We start from the raw sequence: 20,931 nt of genomic DNA, 5'->3' as shown, positions 1-20,931 counted from the left end.
ACCCTTTCAATAAATCTTGATTTTTATTTGTCTGGAAGTGCACCAAATACCAAAGCACCATCATCAAAAACAGGAATCCTCGCTGTTTTTTGCATATTAGATGTTAAGCCTTGAAAGGAATAATCATTTGAGGCATCCCATATAATCGCCCCATTTGGTGCAGATAATCGAAATTGTATTTCCTTCTTATGCTCTGATTCTCCTCCAGGAAAAATAGCTAAGCCCGTAAAATCAATTTCTGCATAATATACGTGGGCTGATGCGTCATATACCTTCAGCGGAGATAAGGAAGCGCCTTCATTGTAGGCTGCTGTCACTTGAATATCTTTTTCAGTGAATCCCTTTGCAAAGACCTCACTTAGATTGACATAATATCTAAAGGACAGCGTTTGACTGCTTCTTGCCGGCCAGCCGGAACGATTGTATAGAACCGCCTTCACCTGAGTTGATGTTGTATCGTTATTCATCAGAGCTGCCTCTACAAAAAACTCATCCTGAGCCTGTTCTTTAGGCGGGAAATTTGGAAGCTTAGATTGCCCCTTTCCAAACAGCTGCACCATTTTGGCTATATTTCCAGTAAAGGCGGCATTATAGTCCGTCGCCACCTCGTTTGATACATAATCAGAGATGTCATCGTCATATTGATCCTGTGCATTAGGCCCACCAACAAGCGCTCCATAAAGAGTGTGCCGATGATACGGAGGATTTGTCAGCTGGTTAGACCATGAGCCATGTGCAGTTCGATGGTGTGGATGCTTCGGCGGGTTCTGGCCAAACCCAACGACATAGCTTCTATTTAGCGGATTATCACCTAGCATATAGTGAGTTTGCTTGATCGCAAACGTTTGATATCGATTCTTTTTTTCTTCATCTGAAACCCAATCAGCATAGACAAAGGCTAAAAATGCTGCATTTGCTGTATAACGAAGCGATCCCCATTGATCTAGCCATGCCAAACCGCCAGGCGTATAAGTGATTCTTTCGACTTTTCCATTTTGAACAAGACCTGTGGTCCAGTAATCGAGGTTACGCTCTGTCGATTCTATAAATCTATTCTCCTTCGTGATTCTTGCGAGTAAGATTTGTGAAGCGAAGAAAGTATTGTCCCATGACATGGTAAACGTATAATCCCAATCCTTTGGCCATTCTTCTACTGCTTTTAGTGCTTGATTTAAATAGGTCTCTTCATTTGTTGCCAAGTACAGCCAGATTCCGCCCCAAATGAGTTCATCAATATAGCCGCTCCAGGAGTTGTAAAACGGCTGAGCGTTTGTGACACAATCTGTATACTCGCCGCGATACCTGTCAGCAAATGCATAAAGCTGTTTCGCGTGGGTCAGAAGCTTTGCTGCATAAGGGGCATCTGTCTCTTTAAAAATGATAGAACCCGCTGCTAAAGCTGCAGCAGTTTGTGCGGCTACTTCTGTTCCTGGACAATTTTCATCAATTTTAAAAGCTGGCCGGCTCATCGGCATCACTTCTGCCGGTCCCCACCAAGCATGATCGGCGTTCCCATCACCTACCTGCGCCCAAAACTCGTTCGGACCTGTATGTGCTTTCAAAAAATAATCCGTTGTCCACCTGATTTGATCGAGGATGTCATCTAGCAGTTCTGCCTCTTCATAGGCTTCTCGGTATTCATATACTGTCCATGCAAGCACAGCTGCTGAGTAGGCCATCGGAAGCCCAAATTTCACATGATCACCTGCGTCATACCAGCCGCCAGTTAAATCATGCCCTACATCCTTCCCGTCCTCTAGTCCAGAATCTCCCCGCCAGTTGAGACGGCTGCTTTCGGGAAGCTTTCCAGACCGCTGCGCTTCATAAAACAACAAGGATTTTTGAAGAACCTCTACATAATTATAAGATGCCATTTCCGTATGACTCACTCCTTCTTTTTAGTCAAACATGAATAGACAAGCCACCTCCTTTTATTCAGAACGTGATTTGAACAGTTTTGAAAAGAATCAAATACGTTTCAAAAATAAGCATAGTAAACAGCAATCAGCTTTACGCTCATCGAAGGTTTTTTCTCTTGATTCTTTTTGTGACTGTACCCAGAATGATCATATGTCGCATGAGAACATTTCAGACGGCGAAATTCTCTTTTTTGCTCTATTTGGGTAGAAAGAATGACATACAATCTCTTCTCTTAAAACATCACGTTAAATCAAGGTATATGAATGAATAAGAAAATGATTCCATTTGGTGGAAAATCTTTATTAGTTAACATAATAAAATTATTGTATATGAAAAAAAGAACGCCCCTTTAAGGACGCTCTTCATGAATCGCATTAAAACAAAGAAAGCTGGTTTTGATCGGGAAGTGCTTCTAAGCAGCCTTGACGATCTAAATATTCTAGGATCGTTTTCGACACTTTTCCGCGTTTTTGTAAATCTTCTTTTGAAAGGAATTCCCCGTCTTGTCGTGCGCGAACAATATTTAACGCAACGTTTGTTCCGAGTCCAGGGATCGAGTTGAATGGCGGAATTAATCCATCTCCATCAATGATAAACTCTGTTGCACTTGATCGGTAGAGGTCCACTTTTTTGAAATGGTAGCCTCTTTCACACATTTCAAGCGCAAGCTCTAGTACAGTTAATAGGTTCTTTTCTTTCGGTGATGCATCTAGACCTTTTGAGTTAATATCGTCCATGACTGCTCGAATCGCATTCGATCCTTTTGTCATTGTTTCGATATCAAAGTCATCTGCACGAACGGTAAAGTAAGCCGCATAGTATAAAAGTGCATGATGCACCTTGAAGTAGGCGATCCGTACAGCCATTAATACGTAAGCAGCTGCGTGGGCCTTAGGGAACATGTATTTGATCTTTTTACAAGAATCAATATACCAGTTCGGTACATTATTATTCTTCATTTCTTCTTCCCATTCAGGGGGAAGCCCCTTTCCTTTACGAACAGACTCCATGATTTTAAATGCGAGTGACGGCTCTAAGCCCTGATAGATGAGATAGACCATAATATCGTCACGGCACCCAATCACTTCACTTAGTTCACACGTTTTATTGTGAATGAGCTCTTGCGCGTTTCCGAGCCATACATCCGTCCCGTGTGATAGTCCAGAGATCTGAACGAGCTCTGAGAAGGTCGTTGGTTTTGTATCCTCAAGCATTTGCCGAACAAACCTTGTCCCAAACTCCGGAATACCGAGTGTACCTGTTTTACAGCCAATTTGCTCTTCTGTTACACCTAGAGGCTCTGTTCCTTGGAAAATTTTCATTACTTCAGGATCGTCTGTTGGAATCGTTTTTGGATCAATTCCGCTTAAATCCTGAAGCATACGAATAACCGTTGGATCATCGTGCCCTAGTATATCCAGCTTGAGCAAGTTGTCATGGATTGAATGGAAATCAAAATGCGTCGTTTTCCAATCAGAACCTGTCGCATCTGCTGGATATTGAATTGGTGAGAAATCATAAATGTCCATATAATCCGGCACTACGATAATACCGCCTGGGTGCTGGCCCGTTGTCCGTTTGACCCCTGTACAGCCTTGGACAAGCCGGTCGATTTCTGCGCCCCTCATATGAAGATTATGATCTCCTGCGTAGCCTTTCACGTAACCATAAGCTGTTTTTTCTGCAACAGTACCAATCGTACCTGCTCGGTATACATACTCTTCACCAAACAGCTCTTTCGTATAGTTATGTGCAATCGGCTGATATTCACCTGAGAAGTTCAAGTCGATATCAGGGACTTTGTCTCCTTTAAAACCTAAGAACGTTTCAAACGGAATATCATGTCCGTCTTTTTTGTACGGCGTACCACATTCTGGGCAGTTTTTGTCAGGAAGATCAAAGCCTGAACCAACAGATCCGTCATTAAAGAACTCTGAATGCTTACAGCTTGGACATACATAATGCGGGGCAAGTGGGTTCACTTCGGTAATCTCTGTTAATGTTGCAACAAGAGATGAGCCGACAGATCCCCTTGAACCAACAAGATATCCATCATCAAGTGATTTCTTTACAAGCTTATGAGAGATTAAGTAAATAACGGCGAATCCATGGCCGATAATACTTTTTAATTCTTTCTCAATACGGTCTTCTACAATTTTCGGCAAATCATCTCCGTAGATGCTGCGCGCCATTTGATAGCTCATTTCCCGTATTTCTTCATCTGCACCTTCAATTTTTGGTGTGTATAGGTCATCTTTGATTGGTTTAATGCTTTCGACCATCTCAGATACTTTTTTCGTATTCGCCACGACGATCTCTTTCGCTTTTTCGTCTCCTAGGAAGGAGAATGCTTCAAGCATTTCATCTGTCGTTCTAAAATGAACTTTTGGCAGTTCGTGACGGTTAAGCGGATTTGCTCCACCCTGTGATGAAATTAAGATTTTACGATAAATTTTGTCTTCTGGATGCAGATAATGCACATTTCCAGTTGCCACGACTGGTTTATTGAGCTTTTCGCCAAGCTTCACAATGTTTGTGATGATTTCTTTTAACGCACGTTCATCTCGAACAAGCTCCAGCTGCAGCAGATGCTGATACACTTCTGGCGGATGAACTTCTAAATAGTCGTAAAATGCTGCAATGTCTTCCACCTCATCAGGTGATTTTTGCATCATCCCTTCAAAGACCTCACCCTTATCACAGGCAGACCCGATAATTAAACCTTCTCGATATTTCTCAAGCTGTGAGCGCGGAATGCGCGGCACCCGGTAGAAATAATGAATATGAGAAAGAGAAACAAGTTTGAATAAATTTTTCAGACCGGTCTCATTTTGTGCGATCAGAATGGCATGGTGAGGACGTGAGCGCTGGTAGGCATTAGACTGACCCATGTTTTCATTCAATTGATCGTGATAGGCAATTCCTTTTTCAGCCGCATCTTTTAGCATCTTCAGCATGAGGTAGCCTGTCGCCTCTGCATCGTAAATGGCCCGGTGATGCTGCGTCAGTTCTATATCGAACTTTTTACAAAGTGTGTTCAGCCGGTGATTTTTAAATTCAGGGTAAAGAAATCGGCCGAGTTCAAGTGTATCAATCACAGGGTTTGACGCTTTATCTGTTTTTAACAGGCGTTTGTACGCTGCATTTAAAAAGCCCATATCAAAGCTTGCATTGTGCGCAACAAGGATATCTTGTCCAATCCATTCTTTGAAATCGCGCACGACATCGACGACATCTGGAGCATCTCTGACCATATCATCCGTAATACCCGTTAATTCGATCGTTGTCGCTGATAATGGGTGATGAGGATTTGCAAATGCCTCAAAGCGGTCAATGATTTCCCCGCCTTTTATTTTCACTGCTGCCAGCTCAATGATCGTGTCATAAACGGCTGAAAGTCCAGTTGTCTCTACGTCAAATACGACATACGTCGCGTCATCTAACAAACGGTGCTCCGGATTATAGGCAATGGGTACTCCGTCGTCGACCAAGTTGATTTCCACACCGTACATCATTTTGATGTCATGTTTTTTACTTGCTGCATACGCATCTGGGAAGGATTGTACAACCGCATGATCCGTCAGGGCAATCGCTTCATGTCCCCATTTTTTTGCTTGTTCCACCAGCCTGCCAATGCCAGTGACAGCATCCATTTGGCTCATTGGGGAATGCAAATGAAGCTCGACACGTTTTTCACCCTCAGGTGCCGTATCCTCTTTCAGCTGAGGTTTCATTTCATTGACGTCATTGGCAATCATGACAAGGTCTCTGACAAACGTATCGTTTTGAATGCTTCCTCTTGCTTTGACCCACATGCCTTTTTTCAATGATTTCATCAGCTGGGCATCTTCTTTTTCTCTTGCAAACATTTTGATTAAAATACTGTTTGTATAATCTGTAATCTTAAAGATACAAAGCGTTCTGCCGCTTTTCAGCTCACGCGTTTCTGCATCGAATACGTAGCCTTGAACGGTGATTCTTCGTTCCTCATCCATAATACTATCAAGCGTACGAATTTCTTCATTGTCTTTAATTTGATAGCCAATCATGAGAGGACCAGACGGAGCTTCATCCTGCTCCTCACTTTCCTTCTTCTCCATCTCAGTGAGGGCTTGCATCGCTCTTTCTTGATCTTCAGCAAGCTTTTGTTCTCTGAACTTCTGAATCTCTTGATCTGATACAAAAATTTCTGTATCGAATTGCAGCTCTGGAAAGCCCACTTGTTTAAAAGCAGCCTGGAGCATTGGGCTGTACTTCTTCTTGATGGCCAAAGCCTCTGTTTCGTTTTTCGTTTTGATGATGATTTTATGTCCAGACAGCGATGGTTTTTGCTGCTGAAGCAAGCTGATGATTGGAGGAGAAATTCCTTGAAGCTCTTCCACACAATGTGACCAATACGATTGAACGAGCTCTTCAGAGATGTTTGGATCATTGACTTCAATCGTACAAGTGACTTGTGCAATATGAGAAAATGCATTTGTCAGCCTGCTGAGAAACATGGCATATACCTTGTAAGGCAGAAGCGCCTTAAATTTAAAAAGGAAATGCCACGTTTTCGTCGCCTTATGCACCGTCAATTTGACGATTTCTCCTTCTTCAAAGTAACGACTGAGGTCATCATCTGTCATTTGAATCTGATTGAGTAATATATGAAATTGCCGCCGTGTGATCGGTAATTGTTCATCCAAGACAGGACCCTCCTTTTGTCAATCAGAAAGGTACCTCTTTTCTACAGGAGGTACCTTCATTTTTTTGTTCGTTTTTATGCTTGGCGTATAAATGAAATCAGCTCATCAACAGATACTTCATGTGATTCACCTGATTTTCTAAACTTCACTTCAACAATGCCTTCTTCTGAACGTTTTCCGCAGCTAATGCGAATTGGCAGCCCAATTAAATCACTGTCTGCAAATTTCACTCCGGCACGCTCCTGGCGGTCATCGAAAAGTACGTCAAAGCCTTCATTTTCTAATCGTTCGTATAACGTTTCAGCGAGCTCTTTTTGAGCATCGTTTTTCATATTTAATGCAAGGAGATGAAGATCATATGGCGCAACAGCTTCCGGCCAAATGATTCCTTTCTCATCGTGATGCTGTTCAACAATCGCTGAAAGTGTTCTGGAGATACCGATACCATAGCAGCCCATAATCATTGGCTGCGCTCGACCATTCTCATCCAGGTACGTCGCATCCATTGACTCAGAATAACGAGTGCCTAGTTTAAAGACTTGTCCTACTTCAATCCCCTTAGCAAACTGGATTGTGCCTTCTCCATCTGGAGAAACGTCTCCTTCTTGAATCAAACGAAGGTCTGTGAATTCTTTCACTGACACATCGCGCGCAGGATTGACATTGACATAGTGATAATCCGCTTCGTTTGCACCTGCGACAGCATTTGTCATGCCTTTAACCGCAAGGTCGGCATAAATATCGACTTCTGCTTCCAGCTTCACTGGACCAACAAATCCAGGCTCTGTTCCAATGACTTCTAGTACTTCTTCGCGAGTAGCAAGCTCTACAAGCTGTGCTCCTACCAAGTTTTTCACTTTCACATCATTTACTTCATGGTCGCCTCTAGTCAGGATTAGAACATACGCATCATCTGCTTTAAACAAAACAGACTTGATACAAAGAGAAGGATCAACTTCTAAAAATCCAGCGATGTCTTGAATCGTTTTTACTTGCGGTGTGTGGACTTTTTCAAGTTCTTTGAAGTCCGCAGGATTTGCTTCTTCTCCGTGATAAACAGCTTCAGCCATTTCAATGTTCGCAGCATAGGAAGATGTGTCAGAGTATGCAATTGTATCTTCTCCTACTTCTGACAGTGCCATAAACTCATGTGTATCTTTTCCTCCCATTGCACCAGAATCTGCAATGACTGGTCTAAAATTAAGACCTACTTTTGAGAATACATTGGAGTAAGCTGTAAACATCTTGTTGTATGTGTCATCAAGGCTTTCTGGTGAAGAATGGAATGAGTACGCATCCTTCATAATAAATTCACGTCCGCGCAGCAGCCCAAAACGCGGTCTCTGTTCATCGCGGAATTTTGATTGAATTTGATAAAGAGTTAAAGGAAGCTTCTTATACGATTTTACTTCGCTGCGTACGAGTGATGTGATCACCTCTTCGTGCGTTGGGCCAAGTGCGAACTCGCGGCCATGACGATCTTTCATACGCATCAATTCTGGACCGTATGTATACCATCTTCCTGACTCTTGCCACATTTCTGCCTGCTGCAGCACTGGCATTAACAGCTCAGCTGCTCCTGCCTTTTCCATTTCCTTGCGAACAATGGATTGAATATGCTGGATGACTTTATGAGCAAGCGGCAGATAATGATAGATTCCGCTTGTATTTTGTCTAATGAACCCAGCTCTTACTAAGAGCTGATGACTTTTTGCCTCAGCATCTGCCGGCACCTCTCGAAGAGTTGGAATGAAAGTCAGGGATTGTCTCATGTCGTTACACCTCATTTATGAAATAGGACTTCTCACAAAAACTCTTGTTTCCCGTAATGAGAAACAAGAGACATTGGTTTTTATAAAAATAATCGCTGGATGTCATTCCACGTAACCACTAGCATTAACAGCATGAGGAATGCAACACCGATAAAGACAACAAGTGCTTCTTTCTCACGATTAATTGGTTTACCACGAATGGCTTCAACAAACAAGAATAGTAAACGTCCTCCGTCTAGTGCAGGAATCGGTAATAAATTCACGATGCCTAAGTTGATACTAAGGAACGCCGCAAACTGCATTAATGTTAACACACCTTGCTTGGCTACTTCTCCTGTCATGTCATAGATCCCAACAGGACCCGCTAACATATCTAGTGAAAATTGTCCTGTGACAATTTTTTGCAAGTTCGTTAAAATCAGTCCTGCTGTTGAAATCACAGTCGTTCCTGAGGATGAAATAACCTTCAGAAATCCATTTTCCGTTGGCGGATAAGATCCGAAACGGCCAATGCTTTTTCCGTCTGCTTTCACAGCTTCTGGTACAACCTGCACAGTGCTTTCTTTGCCGTCTCGGTCAATGACGACATTCATTTTTTTCTCAGGGTTCTTTTGAACGGTTTGAACGACGTCTGTCCAAGAATTCATTTTATCCCCGTTAATGGACACGATGTGGTCACCCTGCATGAGTCCAGCTTCTGCCGCTCGGCCGTCTTTCGTCAGCTTGCCGAGTACAGGATCATCAACGGTTACCCCTTGAATAAAGCCTAAAGCAACCAAAATCACATACGCCAGGATAAAGTTCATAATCGGTCCAGCTGCGATCGCTTTAATACGCTGCCATACCGTTTTTGATCCAAATTGACGATTGTATGGTGCGATTTGAATTTCTTCACCATCTGCAATATAAAAGCTTGTTTGACTGACATTGTAGCCAGTCAAAGTATCTTCATTTCCAGCTTCATATCCTGAGATTCTCATGGCATGATCTAAATCAATCTGCTCAACTTCGATGACAAGTGCATCAGGATATTTTTCTTTGTCATTTAAAATGATTTTTTCTACTTCATTTTGCTCATTGAATAAGAGCCCCACTGTATGACCTGGTTTAATTTCAATGACTTCAGGGTCCTCTCCTGCCATTTTAACAAATCCGCCAATAGGGAGAAGTCTAATGGTATAAACGGTTTCCTTTCGTTTAAAGGAGAAAATCTTCGGCCCAAAACCAATTGCGAACTCGCGGCATAAAATCCCCGCTCGCTGCGCCATAATTAAATGGCCAAGCTCGTGGAAAAAAACGAGCGTTCCAAAAATAATAATAAACGCAATCACTGTATTCACGAACATACCACCTTATGTGAGGATTGATTGAACAAAGTCTCGTGTATCTTTGTCCACTTCATGGATATCTTGCAAACTAGGCGTTGAAATCACATGATGTCTATTTAGTGCCTTTTCAATCAATTCTTCAATTTGCAGGAACGTTACTTTGCCTTTCAGAAATGCATCAACTGCCATTTCATTTGCTGCATTGAGCACAGCAGGCATTGTCCCTCCTATTTTACCTGATTCATAAGCAAAATGTAAGCAGCGATACCTGTCAAAATCCGCTTTTTGGAAATTCAATTGTCCAATCTCCCAAAGGTTCAATGATTTCGCTTCTGGTAATGGCGCCCTGTCAGGGTATGTGAGTGCATATTGAATCGGCACTCTCATGTCAGGTGTCCCTAACTGACCCATGACGCTTTTGTCGTGAAATTCCACCATCGAATGGATAATGCTCTCTTTATGTAACAGCACATCAATTTGTTCATAAGGTATATCAAACAACCAATGTGCCTCAATCACCTCGAGCCCTTTATTCATCATCGTCGCTGAATCAATGGTAATTTTCGCTCCCATTGACCAGTTTGGGTGGTTCAGCGCTTCTTCAACCGTAACACCTTCAAGTTCAGTTCGTTTTTTATCTCGGAAACTACCACCTGAAGCTGTCACGATTAAGCGTTCAATGTTTTTAGCTTGTTCACCTTGCAGGCATTGAAAAATAGCGGAATGCTCACTATCGACAGGAAGTAAAGGTACATCATATGTTTTCGCGTACTCTTTTACTATATGACCAGCTGTGACAAGTGTTTCCTTATTTGCGAGTGCAATCGTCTTTTTTTGTTCAATGGCCTTTAATGTTGGAACAAGCCCAACACTTCCTACAAGTGCATTGACCACAACGTCCACTGCATCATAGGTCGCTGCCTCGATGTTGGCTTCATCACCAGCAGCCATCTTGACATCGTATTCAAATGAATGACCTTTTAGCGTCTGATAAGTCTCTTCACTTAAACATCCGACAAATTCAGGCTGAAACTGTTCTATGATTGGAACGGCCTTATCTACATTTCGGCCAAATGTCATGGCTTTCAGCTTAAATTTGTCTGGGTGCTGCCTAATCACATCTAATGTTTGTTCTCCGATTGATCCTGTTGCGCCTAATAGCGAAATATATTTCAAATTGCCACTCCTTCTCTCGTTCAATAAGTTTCTATGAGGTTAGCTGGCAAACGTTGCGAGCAGTAAATATAAAAACGGCAGAACGAACAAAAAGCTGTCAAACCTGTCCAAAATCCCGCCATGTCCAGGGAGAATTGTCCCTGAATCCTTTACGTGATAATGACGCTTTAAAGCAGATTCCACAAGGTCGCCAAGCTGTCCAAAGATACTGAGCAAAAGAGTAATAAACATAACAAGCAGATATGATGGCAAAAATCCTGTAACCGCCTGAAACACAAATGACAACACGACCGCTGTGACGATTCCGCCGATAAATCCTTCTACTGTTTTGTTTGGACTGATCTCTGGCCAGAGCTTTCGTTTCCCCATAGATTTCCCAATAAAGTAAGCACCTGAGTCAGTGGACCAAATAATCACTGCTGCGAAGAAGATCGCACTCATGCCATATAAGCCTCTAATCTGGATGAAATAATAGAAACTGACGCCAATATATAATGTCGCTAATACAACAAAAGCAACCTCATCGAATGTGAAAGAGTTTTTGCTCAACACTGTATAAGTTAAAAGGATTAAGACTGCAAATAAAGCAATTTGCATTTTTGATGCGTCTACGTTCGGGAAGAAGCTGTTCTCTCCGCCCATTAAAAGCCAAAGCAATATTAAGCTGACAATACCAGGAAAGCTGAAAATCGATATCTTTTTCATTCTTAGAAGCTCAAAGAGAGCGACACTTCCCATTAAGTAAATCAGCAGGGTAAATGGCATCTGTCCATATATAACCGCAAGTAAAAAGCCTGCAGCTGCCAAAACACCCGTCAAAATTCTTTGTTTCATCTGCACCACCCTCTAAATTCCACCGAACCTCCGGCCGCGGCGCTGGTATTCTCCGATAGCGCCTATAAGATGCTCATCAGAAAAGTCAGGCCAAAGCACATCCGTAAAGACAAACTCGCTGTATGCAATTTGCCAAAGCATAAAGTTACTTAATCTAATTTCTCCACTTGTGCGAATAAGCAAATCCGGATCTTGAAGAGATTCTGTCATTAAATAAGCTGAAAACATCTCTTCTGTGATGTCTTCTGCTTGAAGCTTACCTTCTTTGACTTTTTCAGAAATTTGTCTGCATGCGGAGACGATTTCTGTGCGCCCTCCATAGTTGAGCGCAAAATTCAAAACGAGTCCGTCGTTATTCGCCGTACTCTTTACTGCGTTCTCTACCGCTCTTTTCGTATGCTGCGGGAGGCCGTCTGGATCACCTGTTAAGCGCACACGGACATTTTCCTCGATGAGTTCAGGCAGGTAGATGTTCAAAAATTCTTCAGGAAGCTTCATTAAAAAGTCTACTTCTAGTTTTGGACGTTTCCAATTTTCCGTAGAGAAAGCATACAAAGTCAGCACTTTGACATTCAGCTCATTTGCAAGCTTTGTCATGCGCTTGACGACTTTCATTCCTTCATGATGTCCTGCTACCCGTGGAAGAGCACGTTTTTTCGCCCATCTTCCGTTCCCATCCATGATAATGGCGATATGTTCAGGAATTTCTCCATTTAATATGTCTTCTTTTGTCAGGCTTTCTAAGTTGGAAGCAGCAGTTTGCTGATTCTTCCAATTTTTGAGTATATTGAGCATGAGATTCCTCCATCACCCAAAAAGGTTGCGTTCCCGCTAATAATATAGTCACCAACAGTATTAACAAAAAAACCCCCTGTAAACATGAAGAGGGTCTTTTCACTATTATCTATTGTACATAGTTTTTTCTTAAACTTCCATGATTTCTTTTTCTTTATCTTTCGTCACGTCATCAATTTTAGCGACATATTCATCTGTCAATTTTTGAACATCCTCTGTCGATGATCTTAATTCATCTTCAGTGATCTCACCATTTTTCTCAAGCTTTTTCAACTCATCGTTTGCATCACGACGAACATTACGAACAGCTACTTTTGCTTCTTCTGAATATTTTCTTACCACTTTCACAAGCTCTTTACGCCTTTCTTCTGTTAATGCAGGAATCGCAATGCGGATCACATTTCCGTCACTTGTTGGCGTGATGCCAAGATCAGACTTTTGGATCGATTTTTCGATATCACCGATGGCTGTTTTATCATAAGGTGTGATAATCAGCATACGTGCTTCTGGCACTGTGATTGACGCGATTTGGTTGAGTGGTGTTTGTGCACCGTAATAATCAACCGTCACTTTATCAAGCAATGAAGCATTTGCTCTGCCCGCACGAACAGTTGCTAGTTCACGTCCGTATGCTTGAACGGCTTTTTCCATTTTTTCTTTCGTTTGGTTCAATACTTCTTTTGACACGTTATTTCCCCCTCACAATCGTTCCAATTGATTCGCCATTGACGGCACGTTTAATATTTCCTTCTTCCATAATGGAGAATACGATTAATGGAATGTCATTGTCCATACATAATGAGGACGCAGTAGAATCCATTACAGCAAGCCCTTCTTTTAACACGTCAAGATATGAAAGCTTATCATATTTTACTGCATCCGCATCTGTACGAGGATCAGCACTGTAGACACCGTCTACATTATTTTTCGCCATTAAAATGACATCTGCTTCAATTTCTGCTGCACGAAGTGCTGCCGTTGTATCTGTAGAGAAATAAGGGTTACCAGTACCTGCAGCAAAAATCACGACACGTTTCTTCTCAAGATGACGGATCGCTTTTCTTCTTATGTATGGCTCTGCAACCTGTCTCATTTCGATAGAGGTTTGTACCCTAGACTGAATGCCAAGCGTTTCTAGGCTGTCCTGCAGCGCGAGTGAATTCATCACTGTTGCCAGCATGCCCATGTAGTCTGCTGTTGCACGGTCCATTCCTAAGTCACTGCCTGTCTTACCGCGCCAAAGGTTTCCTCCGCCTACAACAACTGCAACTTCAACATCAAGCTCTGCAATTTCTTTTACTTGCTTTGCAATTGATTGAATGACAGTTGGGTTAATTCCATTTCCAGCATCACCTGCTAGTGCTTCGCCACTTAGCTTCAGTACAATGCGATTATATTTCGGTTTGCTCATGATAACCTCCAAGTGTAAACTATACCGTCTCTTATTATGCGTAAGAAACTGTCTTTTGTAAATCAATATCCTCTAAAAAATAGGGAACACAGTGCTTGTGCTCCCTAAAAAAGCCCCAGAGAGCTTTTCAAACATTATTTTTTCACTTGGCTCATAACTTCTTCAGCAAAGTTGTCTTGACGCTTTTCAATACCTTCGCCCACTTCATAGCGAACATAAGTTTGAATGCTTGCGTTTTTCGCAGCTACTACTTGTTTCACTTTTTCATCTGGGTTTTTAACGAATGCTTGGTCAAGTAAGCAAATTTCTTCAAAGAATTTGTTTAGACGGCCTTCTACCATTTTAGCTACGATATTTTCAGGCTTTCCTTCTTGAAGCGCTTGCTGTGTTAATACTTCGCGCTCACGGTTTGTTTCTTCTTCTGACACTTGGTCACGAGAAATGTATTTAGGGTTTACAGCAGCAACGTGCATTGCAATGTCTCTTGCAAGCTCTTCGTCAGTTGTTCCGTTAAGAACAGCTAACACACCGATGCGTCCGCCCATGTGTAAGTAAGAACCGAATGCTGCGTTATCTTCTTTCGTGATAACAGAGAAACGACGTAGAGTGATTTTCTCTCCGATTTTTGCAATTGCAGATGTGATATGCTCTTCAACAGTTGAACCGTTTTCCATTTTAGAAGCATGAGCTTCTTCAATTGTTGCAGGTTTAGCAGCAAGCAAATGATCAGCAAGTTCGTTAAGAAGTGATTGGAATCCTTCGTTTTTCGCAACGAAATCAGTCTCAGAGTTCACTTCTAGGATCACGCCTGTGTTGCCGTCAGTTTTGATAAGAGTTAATCCTTCTGCAGCAATACGGTCTGCTTTTTTCGCAGCTTTTGCAATTCCTTTTTCTCTTAGAAGATCGATTGCTTTGTCGATGTCACCATCAGTTTCTGTTAACGCTTTTTTACAGTCCATCATACCTGCACCAGTTTTTTGACGCAGTTCTTTAACTAATTGAGCAGTAATAGCCATTTTACATTTCCTCCTTCTATGTTAAAACACGGATTACTAGGTGAAAAAAAGGTGATAAAAGGCATTTCCCTCTTATCACCTTTTGAATAGGTTACGCAGTTGTTGTTTCAGTTTCTGTCGTTTCTTCTACAACAGCTTCTTCTTCGCCTTGTTTAGACTCAAGAATCGCATCTGCCATTTTAGCAGTTAGAAGTTTTACAGCACGGATTGCATCATCGTTTGCAGGGATCACAACATCAATTTCGTCTGGATCACAGTTTGTGTCAACGATACCGATGATTGGGATATTCAATTTACGAGCTTCTGCAACTGCAATACGCTCTTTACGAGGGTCGATAATGAAAAGTGCATCCGGAAGACCTTTCATGTCTTTGATTCCGCCTAGGAATTTTTCAAGACGCTCTAATTCTTTTTTCAGTTGAACGACTTCTTTCTTAGGAAGAACATCGAATGTACCGTTTTCTTGCATTTTTTCAATATCTTTTAAACGTTTGATACGTTTTTGGATTGTTTCAAAGTTTGTTAAAGTTCCACCAAGCCAGCGTTGGTTCACATAGAACATACCAGAACGGATTGCTTCTTCTTTCACTGAATCTTGTGCTTGCTTTTTCGTACCAACGAAAAGGATTTTTCCTCCGTCAGCAGCAAGGTTTTTCGTGAAGTTGTAAGCTTCTTCTACTTTTTTCACCGTTTTTTGAAGATCGATGATGTAGATACCGTTACGCTCTGTAAAGATGTAACGCTTCATTTTTGGGTTCCAACGGCGCGTTTGGTGACCGAAGTGAACACCAGCTTCTAGCAATTGTTTCATAGAAATAACTGACATTTTGTTGCCTCCTAATATAATGGTTTTTTTTCCTCCGCTCAAGTCATGTTCACATAAAACTGCGCCACGGCAGCACCTTCATACGAATCATTAAGCGTGTGTATTTAACACCAAGAAATAATATAACACATGATGGACTGACAATCAAGAATCCTTTACAGCTTTCCGCTAAATTTTAATAAAAGCTCGATTTCTGTCTTGCCCGTTTTCAGTTCTTTCGCTATTTCTTCTAGCGAATGCCCTTTGTCATATAAGGTCTTCACTTGGTCCTCAAATGTTTCTTCTATTTCACCTTCAGAAGGCACAGAAGCTTCTGATTCAAGATGTGGAACGGGTTCGTTTACCTTCTCTTCCTGCACTTCAACTTCACTAAGGAGAGCCGCCAAGTGCTCTGGTACTGGATCTTCACTTTCTACCGATTGCTGGGATTCAATTGGTGGTTGTGGCTGCTTTGGTGTCTGAAAATCCGATTTCAGCTCTTCAGCAGAAAAATCAGGGGAAGCGGCTGCCACTTTTGATAGTTTGTCATTCTCTTCTTTGACTTCCATCAAAAATGCAGCCAGGGTATTTTCCGTTTCTTCTAGAAGTTCTCGCTGCTTTTGTTCAGTTATCTTCAGCGAATTCATTCTCGTATATAAAATGATCACAAAATAAATAAGTGCAGCATGAAGCATGAAGCTAATCAGCCATAACATATTTTTTCACTCACTAACTCTTTAAGATTGAATGGCTTTATCAAGCAGATGCTTAAGCTTGAACAATGCCTTTGAATGAATTTGCGAAATGCGCGAGGTCGATAAATTGAGCACATGACCGATTTCTGTTAACGTCAGTTCCTCTTTATAGAAAAGACTGATCACGAGCTTTTCTTTTTCCGATAGCTCGGTCATTTTTTCAGCAAGCTGTTCTATTAATTCATCTTTCAGCATCTTCTCTTCAGGTGTCACTGTTTTCTCGTCGCGAATCATGACTTGGACGTTTTCACCGTCTTCTTGATCATGCAGCTTCTCGTCGATTGAAAGCAGATTCGCAAAGAAACCTTCATTCATTGTTGTGACAACATCCTGTTCACTCATGCCAAGTTCCTCTGCCACTTCTGTCGGCGTCACATTTCGTAAATAGCGCTGTTCAAGCTTTTCAATAGCCGCTTCTACTTTTTTTGTTTTTTCTCTTGATGTACGAGGCAGCCAGTCCTCTTTACGAAGACCGTCGATGATGGCCCCGCGGATTCTGAAGGATGCATATGTATCAAACTTCAGATCTCTTCCGGGGTCGAATTTTTCAAGGGCATCATATAAACCGAGCATCCCTAGACTGATCAAGTCTTCTTTATGCACTGACTTCGGGAGTCCGATGGAAATTCTTCCAACATGATATGTGACGAGCGGCATATAGCGGCGCATAAGATCATCTCCAGCAGCTGGGTCCTTCCACTCTTTCCATCTAGCCCATAGCGCCTGATCTTCGTAATTTAAGGATTGCATCTTTCTCCCCCTATACTTCCTTAGTTATATCTTCATAGTGCCTTGCTTCACAGTGCGGATCTCAAGCTCTGTCGTAAGCGGATCAAATTCAATCGTACGGCCATTGTTCCCGCCCGTATCCTCACTAATGATCGGGATGCGATAAAGAGACAGATGTTCTTTAACAGCTGATACGTTTCTAGGTCCAATTCTCATCAGATCATTGGTTGACTTAAACTTAAACATTTCTGCGCCGCCAGCAAGTTTTGCCTTTAGCGCATGTTTGCGTGCTCCTTCTTTAAGAAGCAGATCAATTGTATGCTTGACACCTGTATCTGCATATTTAGCCAAGTTCTCCACTGCCCCTTTTGCAAGGGATGAGTCTGGAAGCATGACATGGACAAGACCTGCCAGTTTTTTTTCTTGATCAAACAGAACAAGTCCTACACAAGAACCAAGTCCGGATGTCCGAATGCGGTCCGGTGTTTTCACAATCTGAACATCCGCTATACCAACCTTTACAACTGCCGGAATCTGAACGTTCATTACAGGTTACCTAATGCTTTGAATAGTTTTTCAAACGATTCAAAGTCTGGTAATAGAAACATATTTCCTTTCAGCTCTTGCTTATTTTGATCATCAAAAATCGATGTATCAATCACAATTGCCTGATCCCCTAGAGGGCTGAATTGCATTAACCCTTCACTAATGACAGCCCCGAACATATCGAGCGTAACATCTGGAACACTTGGGTGAAGCTGCAATTTTGTTAAATCGGCAAGGGCTGATAAATAAGAGCCTGCTAAAATATTTCCCAGCTCGTGTAGTGCTGACGTCCCCATCACATGCTCGTGAATGGTATCAATATCAAATGCCGGATCCTGTACAAGCTCTCTTACAAATTGCTCTGCTTGCTCAAATGGCATAATGAAAAAGATAGAGCCGGATAAATCTCCTTCCATCCGCAGGAAAATACTTGCAACTGGGAGGTCTGCACCGCCAAAGAAATCCATTAATTCTTCAAACGAGAGAACCTTGACAAACGGAACAGCCATATCTATTTTGCGATCCAATAGGCTGGCAAGAGCAGACGCGGCGTGGCCTGCTCCAATATTCCCAACCTCTCTTAATACATCCAGCTGTTCATCTTTTATTTCATTGAAAATGCTCATTTCACATCCTCCTTAATGAACAGGTGCATCTTGAACGCTCTTGTCGAGGACGGCACCAGGATGAATGATATTAAATAGACGCTGATCATGCTTAATGATACCTGTCACCCATGATTGTCCTTCTTTTTCAGCTGATTCAGGAGAAGATTCTACTTCTTCTTGATGGACTGTAATGACATCATTCGCTTCATCAACAATCCAGCCGACTTCAATGTCACCAACTTGTACAATAATCATTCTTGTTTCATCTGTAATGTCGTTGTCAGTTGATCCAAGTCTGACTCTAAGGTCGATGACAGGTGTCACGACACCGCGCAGATTAATAACACCACATATATAAGGGGCAACGCCAGGGACTCTTGTCGGCTGCTGCCATTTTTCAATGGACTTTACTTCTGATACTGAAATGGCGTATTCTTTTTTGTTTACGATAAACACAATCATCTTTTCGCCAGTTTTGATATCTGTACTCATTTCAGACCGCTCCTCTATTGTTTTTTACTTGATCAGTGCATTACAGTCAACGATGAGTGCAACTTGACCGTCACCTAGGATTGTTGCGCCTGAGATCGCAAACACGTTTGGCAGGTAATCTCCTAGTGATTTCAATACAACCTCTTGCTGACCAATAAATGAATCGACCACAAATGCTGTCAGCTTATCTCCTTTACGAACAACGATGATGTGCAGTTCTTCCTCTAATTCATTCGCATTTGGTACGTGGAATTGTTTCTTCAAGTACACGACCGGTACGATAAATCCGCGGAAATCAATCACTTCACGATCATGCGTTTGAAGGATGTCGCTTTTCTTAATGACAGCCGTTTCAATAATAGAAGAAATCGGAATCGCAAATGTTTCCTCTTCCAATTTCACAAGAAGAACGGAAATAATCGATAATGTAAGCGGAAGCTGGATCGAGAATAGTGAGCCCTGTCCTTCTGTTGAGTTGATGCTCACAGATCCGCCTAGTGATTCCAGCTTGTTTTTCACAACGTCAAGGCCTACACCGCGGCCTGAGATGTCAGAAATCGTATCAGCTGTAGAGAAACCTGCTGCAAAGATCAATGAATCAATTTGATGATCTTCAAGCGTTTCCGCTTCTCTTTCAGTAATAACCCCGCGCTCTAATGCTTTTTCAAGCACTTTCTTACGGTTAATTCCGCCGCCATCATCTTCTACTTCAATGAAGACGTGGTTTCCGCTATGATACGCCTTTAATAGAACGGTGCCTTTTTCTGGCTTGCCTTTTTTCACACGTTCTTCTGGCGATTCAATACCGTGATCTAGACTGTTTCTAAGTAAGTGTAAGAGCGGATCTCCAATCTCATCGATGACTGTTCGGTCAAGCTCTGTCTCAGCACCTTCAATGATCAGTTCAATTTTCTTATTCAGCTCTTTTGTCAATTGACGGATCATACGAGGGAATCGGTTAAACACTGTTTCCACAGGGACCATTCTCATGTTCAGGATGATCGATTGCAGATCTCCAGAAATACGTGTCATTCTTTCAACTGTGTCTGTAAGTTCATTATTTTCTAATTCTTTGGCTATCTGCTCTAAACGGCCTCTGTCAATCACCAGTTCTTCAAATAGATTCATGAGAGAATCGAGACGGTCAATGTTGACACGAATCGTTTTTGTTCCGCCGGCAGCTGCACCGTTATTGCCGTTTGCTTTTGGCGCATCGTTTGCTGGTGCTTTCGCAGCAGGCACGGAGACTTCTTCTTTTTCCTGTTCAGGTTTTGCTTCTTGTTTTTCAGCTGGAGCCGCGTCTTCAAATGCAGAGACTTCTGAGATCTCAACTTGTTCAACTTCTGAGATCGTCATCACGATTTTTTTCACTTCATCCATCGGTTGTTTAGATAAATAAGAAATACTAAATTCAGATTCGAAATCTTCTGATTCTAAAAGTTCTGCATTTGGAACTGTTTTGACGACCTCGCCTGCTTCGTTCAGTCTTTCAAAGATCATATAGACACGAACAGCTTTTAATAAGCATGCGTCACTTAATGTTACATTGAGTTCATAACATTTAAAGCCTTGTTCTCTCGCTTCATCAAGCACTGTTCGTTCAAATTCGTTATAGTCTAAGTCGTTAGCAGCCGCAGCTGATACATCCGCTGTTTCAACACTAGGAGCTGCCTCAGCATGGCTTCCTGTCACATCTAGCTTTTTACTAACCTCTGTGACATCGCGTTTCCCATCTCCGCCTTCTGCAATTGATTGAACCATTGCTTCAAGGTGATCAAGTGCTTCAAACATCGTGTCCATTGACTCAGGTGTGACAATCATTTGTTCATTTCGAATGGCATCAAACATGTTTTCTAAATGATGTGTGAGCTGAGCCATATCAGCGTAGCCCATCGTTGCACTCATGCCTTTCAATGTGTGAGCCGCTCTGAATATATCATTCACTAGCTGCAAGTCGGTTGGGTTCTTTTCTAAATCAAGAAGTTTTTCATTACAAGTTTGTAAGTGTTCTCTGCTTTCATCTAAAAAGATATCTAAGTATTGGTTTACATCCAAC

General features: G+C 42.0%; 17 protein-coding genes. All 17 read right to left on the bottom strand.

Translation table 11 applies throughout. The annotated features are described in order from the left end of the window. Positions 1 to 23: 23 nt before the first annotated feature. The 17 genes from GKC25_RS07725 to GKC25_RS07645 all read right to left on the bottom strand — a co-directional run bounded on the left by GKC25_RS07725 (position 24) and on the right by GKC25_RS07645 (position 20,930). On the bottom strand, positions 24 to 1,874 hold the full coding sequence (locus GKC25_RS07725) for a glycoside hydrolase family 9 protein (protein WP_187704504.1): 1,851 nt from the start codon (positions 1,872 to 1,874) through the stop codon (positions 24 to 26). Between the two features lie 420 nt (positions 1,875 to 2,294). Beyond that, a complete protein-coding gene (locus GKC25_RS07720) occupies positions 2,295 to 6,548 on the bottom strand; it encodes a PolC-type DNA polymerase III (protein WP_262417229.1) in 4,254 nt (1,417 codons plus the stop codon). Positions 6,549 to 6,682: 134 nt separating this feature from the next. Next, on the bottom strand, positions 6,683 to 8,380 hold the full coding sequence (locus tag GKC25_RS07715) for a proline--tRNA ligase (protein ID WP_106037762.1): 1,698 nt from the start codon (positions 8,378 to 8,380) through the stop codon (positions 6,683 to 6,685). A gap of 80 nt (positions 8,381 to 8,460) precedes the next feature. Next, entirely contained in the window at positions 8,461 to 9,726 is a 1,266-nt protein-coding gene (rseP, locus tag GKC25_RS07710; RefSeq protein ID WP_342689646.1) for an RIP metalloprotease RseP, read from the bottom strand. A 6-nt stretch (positions 9,727 to 9,732) separates the two neighbouring features. Further along, on the bottom strand, positions 9,733 to 10,884 hold the full coding sequence (gene dxr / locus GKC25_RS07705; protein ID WP_342689955.1) for a 1-deoxy-D-xylulose-5-phosphate reductoisomerase: 1,152 nt from the start codon (positions 10,882 to 10,884) through the stop codon (positions 9,733 to 9,735). A gap of 39 nt (positions 10,885 to 10,923) precedes the next feature. Then, on the bottom strand, positions 10,924 to 11,718 hold the full coding sequence (locus tag GKC25_RS07700) for a phosphatidate cytidylyltransferase (RefSeq protein WP_034662316.1): 795 nt from the start codon (positions 11,716 to 11,718) through the stop codon (positions 10,924 to 10,926). Between the two features lie 12 nt (positions 11,719 to 11,730). Continuing rightward, positions 11,731 to 12,513 carry an isoprenyl transferase gene (locus GKC25_RS07695; RefSeq protein WP_034662319.1) on the bottom strand — a complete coding sequence of 261 codons (783 nt, stop codon included), beginning with the start codon at positions 12,511 to 12,513 and terminating at the stop codon, positions 11,731 to 11,733. Positions 12,514 to 12,642: 129 nt separating this feature from the next. Then, positions 12,643 to 13,200, bottom strand: coding sequence for a ribosome recycling factor (gene frr, locus GKC25_RS07690; RefSeq protein ID WP_003212469.1), 558 nt, complete (start codon positions 13,198 to 13,200; stop codon positions 12,643 to 12,645). Between the two features lies 1 nt (position 13,201). Next, positions 13,202 to 13,924, bottom strand: coding sequence for a UMP kinase (pyrH, locus tag GKC25_RS07685; protein WP_008344767.1), 723 nt, complete (start codon positions 13,922 to 13,924; stop codon positions 13,202 to 13,204). A 134-nt stretch (positions 13,925 to 14,058) separates the two neighbouring features. After that, a complete protein-coding gene (tsf, locus tag GKC25_RS07680) occupies positions 14,059 to 14,940 on the bottom strand; it encodes a translation elongation factor Ts (protein WP_342689954.1) in 882 nt (293 codons plus the stop codon). Between the two features lie 91 nt (positions 14,941 to 15,031). Beyond that, entirely contained in the window at positions 15,032 to 15,766 is a 735-nt protein-coding gene (gene rpsB, locus GKC25_RS07675; RefSeq protein WP_003212093.1) for a 30S ribosomal protein S2, read from the bottom strand. A 155-nt stretch (positions 15,767 to 15,921) separates the two neighbouring features. Beyond that, complete coding sequence (locus GKC25_RS07670) at positions 15,922 to 16,461, bottom strand: Swarming motility protein SwrB (RefSeq protein WP_342689953.1); 540 nt, start codon at positions 16,459 to 16,461, stop codon at positions 15,922 to 15,924. A gap of 21 nt (positions 16,462 to 16,482) precedes the next feature. Continuing rightward, positions 16,483 to 17,250 (bottom strand): FliA/WhiG family RNA polymerase sigma factor, encoded by a 768-nt coding sequence (locus tag GKC25_RS07665; RefSeq protein WP_012009976.1) that lies wholly within the window; start codon positions 17,248 to 17,250, stop codon positions 16,483 to 16,485. A gap of 24 nt (positions 17,251 to 17,274) precedes the next feature. Continuing rightward, on the bottom strand, positions 17,275 to 17,775 hold the full coding sequence (locus GKC25_RS07660) for a chemotaxis protein CheD (protein ID WP_106030845.1): 501 nt from the start codon (positions 17,773 to 17,775) through the stop codon (positions 17,275 to 17,277). Then, positions 17,775 to 18,401 (bottom strand): chemotaxis protein CheC, encoded by a 627-nt coding sequence (locus GKC25_RS07655; protein ID WP_034662328.1) that lies wholly within the window; start codon positions 18,399 to 18,401, stop codon positions 17,775 to 17,777. Before GKC25_RS07655 ends, GKC25_RS07660 begins: the two co-directional genes overlap by 1 nt. Positions 18,402 to 18,413: 12 nt before the next feature. Next, the gene (locus GKC25_RS07650) at positions 18,414 to 18,875 is read right to left on the bottom strand and encodes a chemotaxis protein CheW (RefSeq protein WP_034662331.1); all 462 of its coding nucleotides are present in this window, start codon (positions 18,873 to 18,875) and stop codon (positions 18,414 to 18,416) included. 24 nt (positions 18,876 to 18,899) lie between these two features. Then, on the bottom strand, positions 18,900 to 20,930 hold the full coding sequence (locus GKC25_RS07645; RefSeq protein WP_060596272.1) for a chemotaxis protein CheA: 2,031 nt from the start codon (positions 20,928 to 20,930) through the stop codon (positions 18,900 to 18,902). Position 20,931 lies beyond the last annotated feature (1 nt).

Source organism: Bacillus pumilus, assembly GCF_038738535.1.
In the GTDB taxonomy this organism is placed as follows: domain Bacteria; phylum Bacillota; class Bacilli; order Bacillales; family Bacillaceae; genus Bacillus.
The sequence above is the reverse complement of the archived record's forward strand: the minus strand, read 5'-3'. Positions and strand labels throughout refer to the sequence as shown.

What these genes read in the sequence shown, in the direction of transcription:
- tsf (WP_342689954.1), bottom strand. Translation starts at nt 14,940, where the DNA reads ATGGCTATTACTGCTCAATTAGTTAAAGAACTGCGTCAAAAAACTGGT.
- rseP (WP_342689646.1), bottom strand. Translation starts at nt 9,726, where the DNA reads ATGTTCGTGAATACAGTGATTGCGTTTATTATTATTTTTGGAACGCTC.
- GKC25_RS07665 (WP_012009976.1), bottom strand. Translation starts at nt 17,250, where the DNA reads ATGCAATCCTTAAATTACGAAGATCAGGCGCTATGGGCTAGATGGAAA.
- GKC25_RS07720 (WP_262417229.1), bottom strand. Translation starts at nt 6,548, where the DNA reads ATGACAGATGATGACCTCAGTCGTTACTTTGAAGAAGGAGAAATCGTC.
- GKC25_RS07715 (WP_106037762.1), bottom strand. Translation starts at nt 8,380, where the DNA reads ATGAGACAATCCCTGACTTTCATTCCAACTCTTCGAGAGGTGCCGGCA.
- GKC25_RS07670 (WP_342689953.1), bottom strand. Translation starts at nt 16,461, where the DNA reads ATGTTATGGCTGATTAGCTTCATGCTTCATGCTGCACTTATTTATTTT.
- GKC25_RS07695 (WP_034662319.1), bottom strand. Translation starts at nt 12,513, where the DNA reads ATGCTCAATATACTCAAAAATTGGAAGAATCAGCAAACTGCTGCTTCC.
- GKC25_RS07650 (WP_034662331.1), bottom strand. Translation starts at nt 18,875, where the DNA reads ATGAGTACAGATATCAAAACTGGCGAAAAGATGATTGTGTTTATCGTA.
- GKC25_RS07660 (WP_106030845.1), bottom strand. Translation starts at nt 17,775, where the DNA reads ATGAACGTTCAGATTCCGGCAGTTGTAAAGGTTGGTATAGCGGATGTT.
- pyrH (WP_008344767.1), bottom strand. Translation starts at nt 13,924, where the DNA reads ATGAGCAAACCGAAATATAATCGCATTGTACTGAAGCTAAGTGGCGAA.
- rpsB (WP_003212093.1), bottom strand. Translation starts at nt 15,766, where the DNA reads ATGTCAGTTATTTCTATGAAACAATTGCTAGAAGCTGGTGTTCACTTC.
- GKC25_RS07725 (WP_187704504.1), bottom strand. Translation starts at nt 1,874, where the DNA reads ATGGCATCTTATAATTATGTAGAGGTTCTTCAAAAATCCTTGTTGTTT.
- GKC25_RS07655 (WP_034662328.1), bottom strand. Translation starts at nt 18,401, where the DNA reads ATGAGCATTTTCAATGAAATAAAAGATGAACAGCTGGATGTATTAAGA.
- GKC25_RS07700 (WP_034662316.1), bottom strand. Translation starts at nt 11,718, where the DNA reads ATGAAACAAAGAATTTTGACGGGTGTTTTGGCAGCTGCAGGCTTTTTA.